The organism is Aquimarina litoralis (assembly GCF_019295435.1).
GTDB lineage: Bacteria > Bacteroidota > Bacteroidia > Flavobacteriales > Flavobacteriaceae > Aquimarina > Aquimarina litoralis_A.
In genome coordinates this window covers 61,474-75,049 of sequence record NZ_WEKL01000016.1, presented here as the reverse complement: position 1 = coordinate 75,049, position 13,576 = coordinate 61,474, and the positions used below count along the sequence as shown (strand labels likewise).

Sequence of the window (13,576 nt, the reverse complement as noted above, 5' to 3'; positions counted from 1 at the left end):
CAAAAAAAGCCTGCAAAACTTGCAGGCTTTTTTTGATTGAAAAATATAGTTCTATTTAATACCAAAAGCACAAATATTCCATGGTTCTCCATCTACATTAATAACTTCTGTCGGGAGTGTAATCCCACTAGATCCACCTTCAATAGATCTCATAGCATCAATGTCAATCCTAGCTATGGTTAACTTTTTAAGCACGATCTTTTGTGTTTTGTTTTTTTTCATTTTTCAAATTGTTTGATTGTTAGTTCAGTATCTCAATATTTTTGAGATATTCTTATAAAGAAATAAATGTATTTCGGTAGAAATATATTTGGTTTTCAGGAGCTATGGTAGTCTTATATGGCTAAATTGTTTAAAATAGTGATCGTTTATGCATCAATTTCTGATGTTGTTTCTTGTTTGTTTAAACTTTTGATATAATAAGATGGATTGATCCCTGTTTTGGCCTTAAAATGCTTTACCAAAGAGTAACTACTTTTATATCCAATCTCTGAAGCTATGGATTGAATGGCATAGGATCTAAATTTTGTATCTTCTTGTAATCGCTTTAAAACATATGTGATTCTAAGATCATTAATATATTCCGTAAAACTTTTCTCTTTATGTTGATTGATAGTTTGCGATAAATAGGTTGCGTTTGTTTTTAGCTTCTTGGCCATAGTTCGCAAATTGCAATCAGATTTTAGAAAATATTCCTGAATTTCTAGTTTTTCAATTCCTTTGATGATCTCTTGTACCTTTTGGTCATCAATACTAATTTCTTTTTTAGGTTGTTCATGAACTTTCGTCTGTTTATTTACAGATTCCAGCTGATTGATTTCTTGAATTAATGTTTGAAATACAGTCTTATTGGATTGTTGTTTTTTTAGGTAGATAAAAGTTATTGCGATGAGCGCTATAAGTGTTACTAAAAGAATCCAAAATATTCGATTTTTCGCCTTTTTTTCTTCTGCTTGACTCATTCTTAATGCAATAATCTCTTCTTGTAATTGGGTAGTTTCTTTTTCGTGAATGATGTCTATTGTTTGATCTTTATCTTTAAGAAAATATTCGTTTAGCATATTATATCTGGTATTCCAAAACATTGCGTGTTTATAATCATGTTTTTGGCTATAACAATTGGCTAATAATAAATGAGATCTTATTGCTGGTGGTTTGTATGTGTCGGTTTCCTCAAAGCAATTAATACTATTGATTAGTACATCAATTGCTTTATCATAGAACTGTTTTTGATAATAACAATTGGCAATAAAATAATCAGTCCTTATTTTTGGGAATGATTTATTATTAATTTGTTTATGAGTCAGTATTTCTTTTGCCTCAAAGAGATGTTGTAGGGCAGTGTCATACTTTTTTTGGTAATAGAAAATCATACCTTTTTTAATGACCAAATCCACATATAATTCATCTAATTTTAGAGATTGACTCATCTTAATTCCTTTCTTTAAATAGGGCAATGCAGTATTATATTGCTCATCATCCAAATAGATGTCAATCAGGGTAGTTAAGAATCTTAGGTGATTCTCTTTATTATAATATGTGGTCTTAGGTATCGCTTTTAAAGATCGAAGTGCAATTTTTTGCGCTTCGGCATTTTTATTCATTCTTGAAAGAACTAGGATCAGTCCGGAGTTTACTACAATTTCATCTTTTACATCTCCAGTTTTTTCAATGATGTCTAATGCTTTATAATAATTGTTTAGGGCTTCTTTATTTTTTCCATTTCTACAGTAAATATGACCCTTCATGGTATATGCAGTACATACTAGTTGATCATTTTCTAGTTTTTGGGCTAAACTTAAAAGTTGATTAAATGAAGCTATACTTTCTTCATAATTTTCAACTTTATAGAGTTCTATACCTTTGTCTCTTAAGGAAACAGCTTCTTGTAACTCCTTGTTTTCCTGAGAAAAAATTGAGGTAGTACAACTAAAAAATACTACTATGATAAAAAAGAAATATCTATTGCTAATGAATTGGTATGGAGTGGTCATTTGAGATGATTTGTGAATACTCTAAAAGCGGTACACTTCTAAATTCTTTTAGAATTGGCAATGTATACAACTTTCTTTTGCAAAATACTCAAAAATTTAAAGTTTATGCTGGGATACCAGTTATCTATTTACGGTAATAGTCTATATTCGGAATATGAAGCTATCCCATTGCACTCTTTATGTTTTGCTGTTATTTGTTTTTTCTACGGTTAGCGTTAAAGCACAATTAGGATTTTGTAGTGGGAATTCTGGAGATCCTATTTTTAATGAAACTTTTGGAACAGGAACTACCGTTGGTCCGGCATTGCCTCCTGGAAGTACTACTTATACCTTTGTAAATACAGCGCCTAATGATGGTTCCTATACGATATCTAGTTTTACTGGGTATTTTGATTGGCATAATACCAATGATCGTACGCCTGGAGATACCAATGGAAAATGTTTTATCGTAAATGCAGATTTTACGGCAGGAGAATTTTTTAGAAGACCAGTAACCGGATTATGCGAAAATACTTCGTATGAGTTTTCTGCGTGGTTGTTAAACTTATTGCCTTCTAGCGGTTGTGGAGGAAATGGAATTCCGGTCAATGTAAATTTCCAGATATGGGATGTTACGGATACTACTATATTAGCATCCGGTAATACGGGCGATATTTTTTCTACTACTAGTCCAAATTGGGAACAATATGGATTAGTCTTTCAAACTTTACCTGGACAAACTTCTGTTGTATTGAGAATGAGTAATAATGGTGATGGAGGTTGTGGAAACGATCTGGCGATCGATGATATTGTTTTTAGAACGTGTGGTGATTTTATCGATGTTACCGATACGCAGAATAACTCAAATATTAATGAATGTGAAAGTGATGCTCCCATATCTGTAACGCTAACAGCCAATCCAGATTTTTCTATTTATACCACACATGCCTATCAGTGGCAAGAGAGCTTAGATAATGTGAATTGGACAGATATTCCAGGAGCAACCAACGAAATGTTCACAACTCCTGCATTAACCACAACAACATATTATCGTGCAAAAGTGGCTGAGGATGCTATAAATCTTGCAAATCCTCTTTGTATCGCTTTATCGGAAACTTATGAAGTGAATGTAATAGCACAACCCAATGCTCCAGCAAGTAACGGAGATGTTATTAATTGTGATAATGAAAATCAAGGTGTTTCCGTCACCGTTCCTGATGCTATTAATGTAAATTGGTATGATAGTGCTGTCGGAGGTACTGTACTGCAAACAAATTCTACTACATATACGACAGATATTGCTGGTATTTATTATGCAGAAGCTATTTCTGAATCGGGTGGTTGTACATCTCTAACCAGAACAGCTGTTCAGTTAGATTTTTTTGAATCTCCACAAGTAATAGATGAAGAACGTTCTTTATGTATTGGACAAAGTATAGTGTTAGAAGCTGGAATTGCCAATGTAACCTATCTATGGAATACAGGTGAAACCACACCTGAAATAACCATTACTACCGCCGATACGTATACAGTAACTGTGACTGATAACAATATGTGTTCGAGTGTAAAAACTATTGTAGTAACTGAAAGTGAAGCTCCAATTATTGATACTATCTCTTCCGAAGGAGATACCATAACTATTACTACAACCAATTCTGGAGCATTTGAATACTCTATAGATGGGATTAACTATCAAAGTAGTAATGTGTTTACCGATTTGGATGGTGGTTTGTACGAAGTATTCGTTCGTGAAGTTAATGGTTGCGGAATAGATTCACGAGAACATATATTGCTTGTATATCCCCAATATTTCACACCGAATAATGATGGTTTTCATGAGCTATGGCAGATTGAAGGGATAGAACAATTTCCTACAGCTTCTGTGTATATTTATGATCGATACGGTAAATTGTTAAAACAATTACTATCCAATAGTACAGGTTGGAATGGAACCTATTTGGGCAGACAAATGCCGTCTTCAGAGTATTGGTTTAAGGTAGATTTACAAGATGGTTCTAGTGTAACAGGACATTTCTCCCTGATACGATGATCGATTATTCTAACCAGTCTTTAAAATCCTTTACACGCTCTCTTGCTACGATAATATCTTGCTCATTAAAATGATGCAACTTTATTTGTAATCTAGAATTCGTATAGGAAATGATATCCTTGATTGCATTGATATTGATGTAAAATTTTCGGTTTACCCGATAAAACTGCTTTGGATTTAGTTCATTCTCTAATGACTCCAAAGTCGTATCGATCAAATAATTTCTGTTTTCATTGGTATGAAGATAAGTTCCTTTATTTTCTGAATAGAAACATTCGATATCTTCTACAGAGAATATTTTAAGATGTTGCCCCACACGAGCCGTAAAACGTTTTTTATATGCTCTATCCATTGGATTGATCAATAGCTTTTTGATGTCCTCAAAATCTACTTGCAATGATGGAGTAGTGGGTAGTTGTTCTTTATACTTTTTTACTGCAGATTCTAATTCCTCATCATCAATAGGTTTTAGCAAATAATCAATACTATTTAATTTGAATGCTTTTAAAGCATATTCATCATATGCAGTGGTAAAAATAATGGAGCTTTTAATTGTTACAGAATCAAAGATCTCAAACGATAACCCATCACTCAATTGAATATCCAAAAATATAAGATCAGGATGTGGGTTATTACTAAACCATTCAATAGACTCACTTACAGAATGAAGCATCGTATCTACTTTAATGTCTAAATCATCAAGCATACGACTTAGTCTTCTTGCTGCTGGTTTTTCGTCTTCTATTATTAGTACGTTCATATTTTAGATAAGAATTACTTTTTAGTTGCTACTTTTTGTCCAGATTTCCATATTGATTCTATGGTATCTATATGTTTAATATCTTCTATTGGGTTTTTACTTAATAATAAAATATCTGCAATATAACCTTCTTTGAGATATCCTATTTTACCTAATTCAAATTTATCTGCAGGATAGGAAGTAGCGCCCTTTAAAACCTCTTCATTAGGAATTCCAGCTTCAGATATAAGAATTAATTCTTTATACAAATCGGTTCCATAGTTGATATTTAAATTAGGAGGATCTGTTCCTGCTAAAATAGGAATTCCTGCATCATATAACCGTTTTACTTCCTTCTTTAAAAAAGCTGTTATAGTTGCTATTTCTTCAGGAGACTTTTTTGTTCTCTGTTTTTGAGCTTCAATCGAAACTAGAAGTGTGGGAATTACAAAGAATTCTTTTTCTTTTGCTAATTGTTGTAGCTGATTTTCTGGCATAGCTAGATCTCGCCAAATATGTACCAGACCATCTGCATTATTATTAAGTACCTGATATCCATCGTTCATTTTAGAAACGTGTGCTACTACCTTTTTTTTGTTTTTATGTCCCTCATCAATAATTGCTTTTACTGTTTCATGGGATAATGTAGGTTTCCATGGCTCTACGATTATTTTAATGTGATCCACACCTGCTTTTATTCTATCGGCAATGAATTTAACAGCATCTTCAGGTTTGGTTAGTGTAGGAACAGGAAAACCATATTGTGTACCATGTCCGTCTGGTGCTGTAGCAGCATATCCTGCAACAAAGAAACGAGCATAATTAGTAGAGTCTTTATAAGATTTCATCATGCCTTGATAAGGCTCTACACCATGCATGTCTAATAAATTTAATACTCCAGCATTTGCTGCTTGTTGTAAGATAGGAATACCCCAAGCATGAACATGGCAATTGGTCATTGCAGGCATTAAAAATTTGCCGGTTCCATCTACGATTGTAGTTTTTTTGTCAATTGAATTTGCTACTTTAGAGATTACTCCATTTTCAACAAGAATAGATGTTTTAGGAATCACTTTTTCACCATCAAACACAGTAGCATCTTTAATAATAAAAGATTCTTGCGCACTTAAAAGCCCAATAAAGAATAAAATAATTAGATGTATTAATGTTTTCATTTTGATTGCTATTTGAAATTTTCAGAATTTTAAGTTCGCATGTCTTAGGAGAAAAACACCTAAATGTTGAATAATGCTGTTATCTCAAAAAAAAAAGGAATTTTCATTATTCCCATAGTTGTTTTTCGCGATCTTCTTCATCCATATATTTGCGTATTCTTCTTTCTTCCCAGTCTTTATCAAACATAGGATTGATTCTGTAGGCTTTAACCGCATGAAAGGCTAATCCGATTCCCCATCCAAATGCTGCCCATAAGAACCAAGCATAGCGCCATTCATTTTGATAGTAATTTAATCCAGCTAAAAATCCTATAATGATAATGTACGAAAATAGGTTGTTATAGAATTTCTTTAATTCGTCTACGCGTTCTTTAGCACGCTCGTATCTTTTTTGTTCTTCAAAATCTTTCATAATTTTATGTTTTGTTGGTTGTTGTGTTCATTTTATTGAATGATTACATATCTAATGTATCATCTTCATCCATCAATTCTTTTATCTTTTTTTGTTCCCAGTCTTTGCCAAATATAAAATTGCGTTTAAATACTCTTAGTCCATGAAATAATAAACCTGTCCCCCAAAAGACTGGAGTGGCATATAAGTGCCATTGCGTCCAACTTTTAAAACCTTGACTACTGAAGTTCGTATTGATAAATAGAATGATAATATTGATCACTATATAAATAGTAAGGTGCGTATAAAAACCTCGTTCATCATCGACTCTCTTTTTGGCTTGCTGATATCTCTTATCCTCTTCAGAATTTTTCATGATCAATAGTTTTATAAGTTTTACAGATAATGGTTAGTATTTTCATTATCCAATATCTCTTTGATTTTTCTTTCTTCCCATTGCTTACTGAAAATGATATTTGGATTAAAAACCTTCACCCAATGAAAGAATAAACCAATTCCCCAGAAAAACGGAGTGATGTATAAATTCCAATTGAAAAAGTTCCTAAAACCATCATCCAAAAAGTCTAAATTGATAAGTAATAAGAAAACATTAATGATTACATAGGCTGTAAAGTGACTATAAAATCCTTTTTCTGCTTCAACTCGTTTTTTTGCGTTTAAATATTTCTGTCTTTTTTCTAAATTTTTCATGACTCTTTTTTTATTGGTTGGTTTCATCCATTAGTTCTTTGATCTTTTTTTCTTCCCATTTCTTACTAAATAGAGAAAGTGTAAATGAATTTTTCTTCAATTTTCTATCTCTAAACGCCCATAATCCATGCGCAAGTAAGAATACTCCCCATAATACCGGAGAACTGATCAAATTAATCACTAAATATCCATCATATATATACTCTTGAAATTGTAAAATTACTGCTGTAATAATTACATTAATTACCAAGTAAACGCCCAAATGTGTATAAAATATACGCTCTTCTTTTACTCGTTTTTTAGCGTACTCATATTTTTTATTTAATTCTGATGTTTCCATGATCTTACAATTCGTTGTTTTTATTCATAAACTCCTCAATCTTTTTTTCTTCCCATTCTTTGCTGAAAATAGATCGATTAAAAAGTCTTCCTAATCCATTTTTATGTCTAAATGTCCATAATCCATGTCCTAATAAACCTATTCCCCACAATACTGGAGTACTTACTAAATTCCATGGAAGGTAATTATCGTATCCTTCATTATTCACGTAATCACCGATTTGAATTTTAAAAATGAAAATGATGATGTTCATAACTACATATACAGTTGCGTGTGTGTAGAACCCTCTTTCTTCAGCTACGCGTTTTTTAGCACGGTTATATGCTTTTCTTTTATCCATTCTATTCATAATCTCCTCTTTTAGATTCTTCCATATACTTTCTGATTTTCTTTTTCTCCCAATCTTTACCAAATATTGGGTGATGATCAAATGCCTCCGCATAATGGAAAAGTAATCCTAATCCCCATCCTGCCATTGGAAAAATAAACCAAGGAAGACCAAAACCAGTAGTTTTATAATTAATAAATATTAAAAATGGAATTACGATACAGTAGGCTGTCAGACTTCCGTAGAATTCTTTCATTTTCTTTACTCGGTCTTTTGCTCTTTTATATTTTAGGTCTTTTGCGATTGCTATATTTTGTGTTGTCGTCATATCGATTGATGTTATTTTTTTAGTTAAAATTGGAAGCTTTGCTATGAAAGCTGTTTCAGTTTTAAATACAGAGAACTCCCTTTTGGTTAGTAATCCATATCGTTGCTGTACATTTCCTAAACCTACACCGCTGCTTTGTTTGATAACTTCTTTGGTTTGTAAGTTGTTTTCTACAATTAGAAAACCATCATCTTCATAAATTTTTATATGCAGTGGTTTATCCGGCATTACCACATTATGTTTGATTGTGTTTTCTAATAAAATCTGCAAAGACAGCGGCACTACTTTAGCTTCAGGATTAGAAGCTCTTTCGGGCATTTCAAAAATGATACTGTCTTCAAACCTCAATTTCAATAAGGTCATATAGGTTTTTGCAAATTTTAGTTCTTCATCTACAGTTACTAGTTCTTTATCTTTTTGCTCAAGTACATATCGATATACCTTGGATAAGGATGTCGTAAACTTTTGCGCCATTCTTGGATTTTCATCGATTAAGGATGTCAAAACATTCAAGCTGTTAAACAAAAAGTGTGGGTCTAGTTGGTTTTTTAGTGCATCAAACCTTGCTGATGCGGTTCCTGCGATTATTTTTTGTTCAGTTACCTTTTTTTCTTGTAATGCTTTATAGAAATATATGGTATGAAAGAACAACGAAATAATTGCTGTAATCAATAATGGGAATACATAATCTCCAAATGATTGTGCTTGTAAAAACTCCTCAGTTGACTGTCTTTTTAGTACTACAACACTTGCGATAAATTCACAAATAAAGTATCCAATCATGGTTACTACAATAGAACCTCCAGCGCCGATTAAGATTCTTTGTATTCCTTTATTTTTCCATTCAAATTTATAATTGATATATCTAAAATATAATACGTTCACATAAGTAAGAAAGAAACTGTATAAGAAGTTGATAATCCAATATTGGATGCTTAGAAATCTATCAATTTTAAAACCGTTTGCGAATAAATTCACGATGGTGATTGCGATAGAAACTCCAAATGCAATTATCAGTACTCTTCTTAAATCCTTCATAGTATAATTTTGGCATTATATCAAATCAATAACAAGTCTGCTAGGTTTTATTTGCAGTTTTGTTGTACCCTTTTTATCTGATCTTTTCCCCAATCTGGATAAAAAGGAATGGTATTCGATTCTTTTTCAAAGTACAAGATAGCTTTTTCTATTTCAGGACAAAAGGCTTTCGGGTCTTTCCCCCAGAATTTAGCGGCTCCCATTTGCCATTCTGCATGATACAAAGTAGCTCTTGGATTTTCTGGGTCTATAGCTTTTGCTTTTCGATACAGTTCTTCAACTTTAGGAGAATGTGTCATTCCATATTTTGCTCCATCATACACTACATAGGCTGTATTTAACATAGCTTCCATGATTAGAATTTCAGCATTGTCTTTAGAAAAAGTTTTCGCTTCATTTAAATAATTCTGAGCTTTTTTTAATCGAGATTCAATTTCTTCAGCATCTTTTGTTCCAAAGGTTTTTACAATATGAACTTGAGCTGCGTAATAAAAAGGTAACCAATTGTCTTGTTCAGCTCTGGCAATTCGTTCAAACAAATTTGCTGCTTCATCGGTTTTTTGACTTCCCCAAAGTTCAAATGCTTTTCCCATTCCTTTTTCATATGCTTGTTGAGCATTTGATGTCACTACGAAAAAGAAAGATGCTATTATTAATATTGTTCTCATAATTTTATGTTGTTTTAGTTTTACAGTGTAAATATCCTTCAACAGCAGCGGATTTCGAATTAAATCCTACCCAACTGTCGGTTATAATGGATGAATTGTATTAAAGTTTAATAGATTGTATGACCTCTGTATCAGAAACAGAGAATTTAGCATCTTCCCAACTTGGAGGACCAAAACGTCCTTTTGCATTATTACTGGTGCCATAGGGTTCTTTTGGGATTTTAAAAAGGTTGGTATCCAATTTATTATTGTCATTTTCATCGTGAAATAATGAAATGGCATAGGTTCCTTTTGGGATGTTTTCTAAAGTGACTATAAGTTCCCCTTTTTCACTCTTTACTTTCTTAGATTTAAATGTCTTTTTATAGAAACTTTCTTCACTATTGTAGAGGCCAATGCTGATGGTGCCTTCTGAAGATTTAATATTTGAAATTTGAATTTGGATAGTGTTTGTGTCATTTTGTGCTTGAGCTGTAAATGAACAGATACAGCAAAGAAGGATCAACGTTAGATAATGTGTAGTTTTCATGATTTTAGTTTTATTTATGAAATTGAATATGTGTTTTAAGTAGCTGGTTTATTTGGCTCTTTTGGGGATGATTTTAATTGTTTAGATACTAGAAATCCAAGTAATTGAATTATAAATTATCCAATTGATTGTCGGTTTTATCATCACTAATTGTCCAGAAGAAACCTATGATAAAGAAGCGATCTGCAGTAGGTCTGATAGCACGTCTAGCAAAGTCTCCGTTTACATTAGGAGTATTAGCATATTGGTAGTTAAATACATTATCAAAACCTAATACATTCGAAACGGAAACAAACAAGATCTTCTGCTGGCTAATTAAATATGCCCAACTCATATTTAAGGAATTAAAAGTCCTTGTTTTAGCACCTAGAAAATCTGGAGTATTAGGGTCTGTATATGGACGTCCTGATGCAAAATTATAAGTAGTACTTACAAGGGACTTCCAATCTGGCAGCCAATATTTACCTACTAATGATAGATTGTGTTTAGCAGCAAAATTTGGAGTCGCACGTTCTGGATAATTTCTATAATTCCTTTTGGTATCCAGATAAGAGTAACTTGCCCAATATTCAAAGTTTTTAAAAGACTTATTGTCTCGCCAATAAAGATCTAATYCAGTAGCATATCCGTCCCCGTTGTTAGAATACGTACTTCCGAATTCAGGTAGTTCAGTATCGAATTTAACCAAACCGTCATAGCTTTTGTAATATGCTTCTGCTCTTAATGTTCTTCCATCGTTTTGATATAGGTAATTAAGAATATAATGAGACGATTTTTCAGGATCTAAGGAACTATTGTATTTTAAAACATCTTGTTGAGGTGTTTGATAAAAATCTCCATAAGCTAAAGAAACTTGTGATTTCTCGGCAATTTTGTATGCTAATGATGCTCTTGGTGATATTCTAGTAACATCTAACAAGGCATTATGTACACCTCTTATTCCAACTTGCATTGCTAATTTCTTATTGAAAAAGATATTTGCTTCTGAGAAAACAGCAGTACTATTATTATTAAAACTGCTTTGGAAATTTCCAAAAGAAGTAGCGCTAACATCTTCGTTGAAATCTCCTAAAAATTGTTCTAATCCGAAGTTTAGTTTAAATCGATTGTTAAATCGTTTTCTAAGTTTTACTTTCAGGTGAGCACTATTATCATCAGATTCTACATCCGTATCTTCAATCTTTATATCATTATGATCATTAGCGAAACTAACTCCTGTAGCCAGTGTCCAGTCATTTCCTAATTCACCTTTATAGGAAGCATTTAAGTATAAATTCCTGTTGGTAAGACCAAAGTTGATACCTTCAGGGATATTGATATCTTCCTGAATTAATTCAAAATCGGCATAATTTAATCCTCCGTATAATTTAAATAGCCCATTGTTAAATTCATGTCTGTAAACTGCTTCGCCGGATAAAGATTCAAATGGTTTTATCCAATCTACACGTTGTGAAATTATTTCTTGATATGGTTTTAGGTTTAGATAAAAAGCATTGACGCTTAGCGAGTTTTTCTCCCATTTTTGAGTGTTTCCAACACCAAGTCCTACAGAAATAAAAGAAAGATCTGTTTTTTCTTGTTGTGGTTGATCTATTGTATTAAGTAAAAGTACACTGGATAATGCATCACCATATTCTGCTGAATATCCACCTGTAGAGAAGTTGGTTCCTTTAAATAGAAAAGGGGAGAAGCGACCACGAGTAGGAATATTGTTTGCTGTAGCGGAAAACGGTTGAAATACTCTAAGCCCATCAATATATACATTGGCTTCGTTAGCATCGCCTCCTCTAACAAAGAGTCTGCCATCTTCAGCAACAGTAGATGTTCCTGGCAATGTTTGAAATGCACCAATATAATCTCCTGCAGCTCCTGCTGTGGTAACAATATCTAAAGGTGTCAGTACTGAAGCTTTGCTATTATCACCTGCTGAGAATGTACCTGCATTTAAGATGACACTTCCTAAGGAGTTGACATCTTCTTTTAAAACTATTTTTAGATCCTTCATTTCGGTAACCGAAGTATTTAAAATATAAGTTTCAAAAGAGAGAAATGATACTACTAAAATTTGATCTCCAGTTTCGGAAGTAGTAAAAGAAAAGGTTCCTGTATCTGTAGAAGAAGCACCATCATAAGTGCCTTCTAAATAGATGTTTGCTCCTGGTATGGCTATTCCAGATCCGTCGGTTACAATACCCGAAACGGTAGTTTGAGCTTTTGAAAATAAGGTGATGAAAATTAAAATTGTGGTAAGTAAAGATCTCATTTGTTTATACTGTTGTTTTTTGATTGATGGTTCAAAATTGAAGCAAATGACTTGATCAAAAAATAGAATACTACCGAACTGTAGAAATAATAGGATGGAATGTTATTAAGGAAGAGAATAAGAATAATTAAAATAAACTAAAAAATTAGTTGAATCTTTTAACTAATTTTTTAGTTTTACATTTCTTAATCAACTAACCATGAAAAAAATACTTTTTTTGCTCCCTCTTTTTATAACAATAGCAGGATATTCTCAAGAGTTAACAGTGTTTTATAAAGAACAACGTAAAGCAGATTATTATAAATTAAGATCTTATGTTTTTGAAAAGGGTATGGATAAACAAGATCTGGACCTTATCAAAGACAAAGCAAAAGATCATAGCGAAGAACTTGAAAAATATGGATATGCTAGTGTTCTTAGAATTGATGATAAGAAATCTATCTATTATCCTTTGAAAAAACAGTTTAATGATACTATTAATAGTACTGTTTCTTATGGAAAAGATGGGAAACAGACATTTATTAGTAGAGAAACTTCAGAGAAGGAATATAAAATTGTTTATATCGATCAAAATAAGAAACAAAAAACAAGTGTTGAATATGCGTATGGAAAAGAATATTTAATTGATGAAGAGTTGGATATTTTAGGTTGGGAAATCACCAAGCAAACGAAAACAATGTTTGGATATCTATGCAAGAAAGCATTAGTATTTAAGAAAGAAAAGGAACAGTTTATAAGTTATGGTTATGGTAATTATCGGAGAAAAGGTATGAGACCAGTAGAAGTGTGGTACACAGAGGAGATTAACTCTTCATTTGGGCCATTGGGGTATTGGGGATTACCAGGTTTAGTAGTAAAGGTTGTAGAAGAAGATGCTACTGTTGTTTTAGACAGAATCCTATATACGCTAGATGGTTTTGAAGTAAAACCACCAACACAAGGAGAAAAAATCACTAGAGAAGGATTAGAAGAAATGCCAGCATTACTTTTTAATAAGTTTTAATGGATAAGGTTGTTTTTTTATATGTACTGCTAAGCTAATA

15 protein-coding genes are annotated in these 13,576 nt (G+C 32.4%); 2 read left to right on the top strand and 13 right to left on the bottom strand.

Going from position 1 to position 13,576, the window contains the following annotated elements; all coding sequences use genetic code 11:
• Positions 1–51: 51 nt before the first annotated feature.
• On the bottom strand, positions 52–222 hold the full coding sequence (locus GBO31_RS10620; protein WP_219008320.1) for a class I lanthipeptide: 171 nt from the start codon (positions 220–222) through the stop codon (positions 52–54).
• A 146-nt stretch (positions 223–368) separates the two neighbouring features.
• Positions 369–1,994: an AraC family transcriptional regulator gene (locus GBO31_RS10615; protein WP_219008319.1), complete on the bottom strand. Its 1,626-nt coding sequence runs from the start codon at positions 1,992–1,994 to the stop codon at positions 369–371.
• A gap of 154 nt (positions 1,995–2,148) precedes the next feature.
• On the opposite strand from GBO31_RS10615, the gene GBO31_RS10610 reads away from it, so the two are divergent.
• Positions 2,149–4,023 carry a T9SS type B sorting domain-containing protein gene (locus tag GBO31_RS10610; RefSeq protein ID WP_219008318.1) on the top strand — a complete coding sequence of 625 codons (1,875 nt, stop codon included), beginning with the start codon at positions 2,149–2,151 and terminating at the stop codon, positions 4,021–4,023.
• 4 nt (positions 4,024–4,027) lie between these two features.
• Here the strand turns inward: GBO31_RS10610 and GBO31_RS10605 are convergent, their stop codons facing one another.
• The 11 genes from GBO31_RS10605 to GBO31_RS10555 all read right to left on the bottom strand — a co-directional run bounded on the left by GBO31_RS10605 (position 4,028) and on the right by GBO31_RS10555 (position 12,533).
• Positions 4,028–4,783, bottom strand: a complete 756-nt coding sequence (locus tag GBO31_RS10605; RefSeq protein WP_219008317.1) for a LytR/AlgR family response regulator transcription factor — start codon at positions 4,781–4,783, stop codon at positions 4,028–4,030.
• 14 nt (positions 4,784–4,797) lie between these two features.
• Positions 4,798–5,937 (bottom strand): amidohydrolase family protein, encoded by a 1,140-nt coding sequence (locus GBO31_RS10600; protein ID WP_219008316.1) that lies wholly within the window; start codon positions 5,935–5,937, stop codon positions 4,798–4,800.
• A gap of 106 nt (positions 5,938–6,043) precedes the next feature.
• Positions 6,044–6,349: a 2TM domain-containing protein gene (locus GBO31_RS10595; RefSeq protein WP_219008315.1), complete on the bottom strand. Its 306-nt coding sequence runs from the start codon at positions 6,347–6,349 to the stop codon at positions 6,044–6,046.
• Between the two features lie 43 nt (positions 6,350–6,392).
• The gene (locus GBO31_RS10590; protein WP_219008314.1) at positions 6,393–6,704 is read right to left on the bottom strand and encodes a 2TM domain-containing protein; all 312 of its coding nucleotides are present in this window, start codon (positions 6,702–6,704) and stop codon (positions 6,393–6,395) included.
• A 20-nt stretch (positions 6,705–6,724) separates the two neighbouring features.
• Positions 6,725–7,039, bottom strand: coding sequence for a 2TM domain-containing protein (locus GBO31_RS10585; RefSeq protein WP_219008313.1), 315 nt, complete (start codon positions 7,037–7,039; stop codon positions 6,725–6,727).
• A gap of 10 nt (positions 7,040–7,049) precedes the next feature.
• Positions 7,050–7,379: a 2TM domain-containing protein gene (locus GBO31_RS10580; RefSeq protein ID WP_219008312.1), complete on the bottom strand. Its 330-nt coding sequence runs from the start codon at positions 7,377–7,379 to the stop codon at positions 7,050–7,052.
• Positions 7,380–7,383: 4 nt separating this feature from the next.
• Complete coding sequence (locus GBO31_RS10575) at positions 7,384–7,728, bottom strand: 2TM domain-containing protein (RefSeq protein ID WP_219008311.1); 345 nt, start codon at positions 7,726–7,728, stop codon at positions 7,384–7,386.
• Positions 7,721–9,073: a 2TM domain-containing protein gene (locus tag GBO31_RS10570; protein WP_219008310.1), complete on the bottom strand. Its 1,353-nt coding sequence runs from the start codon at positions 9,071–9,073 to the stop codon at positions 7,721–7,723. Before GBO31_RS10570 ends, GBO31_RS10575 begins: the two co-directional genes overlap by 8 nt.
• Before the next feature lie 47 nt (positions 9,074–9,120).
• Positions 9,121–9,741: a tetratricopeptide repeat protein gene (locus GBO31_RS10565; RefSeq protein ID WP_219008309.1), complete on the bottom strand. Its 621-nt coding sequence runs from the start codon at positions 9,739–9,741 to the stop codon at positions 9,121–9,123.
• Between the two features lie 100 nt (positions 9,742–9,841).
• Positions 9,842–10,270 (bottom strand): DUF2141 domain-containing protein, encoded by a 429-nt coding sequence (locus GBO31_RS10560; protein WP_219008308.1) that lies wholly within the window; start codon positions 10,268–10,270, stop codon positions 9,842–9,844.
• 109 nt (positions 10,271–10,379) lie between these two features.
• Entirely contained in the window at positions 10,380–12,533 is a 2,154-nt protein-coding gene (locus tag GBO31_RS10555) for a TonB-dependent receptor (protein ID WP_219008307.1), read from the bottom strand.
• Between the two features lie 199 nt (positions 12,534–12,732).
• On the opposite strand from GBO31_RS10555, the gene GBO31_RS10550 reads away from it, so the two are divergent.
• Positions 12,733–13,536, top strand: coding sequence for a GLPGLI family protein (locus tag GBO31_RS10550; protein ID WP_219008306.1), 804 nt, complete (start codon positions 12,733–12,735; stop codon positions 13,534–13,536).
• The last annotated feature ends 40 nt before the right edge of the window (positions 13,537–13,576 follow it).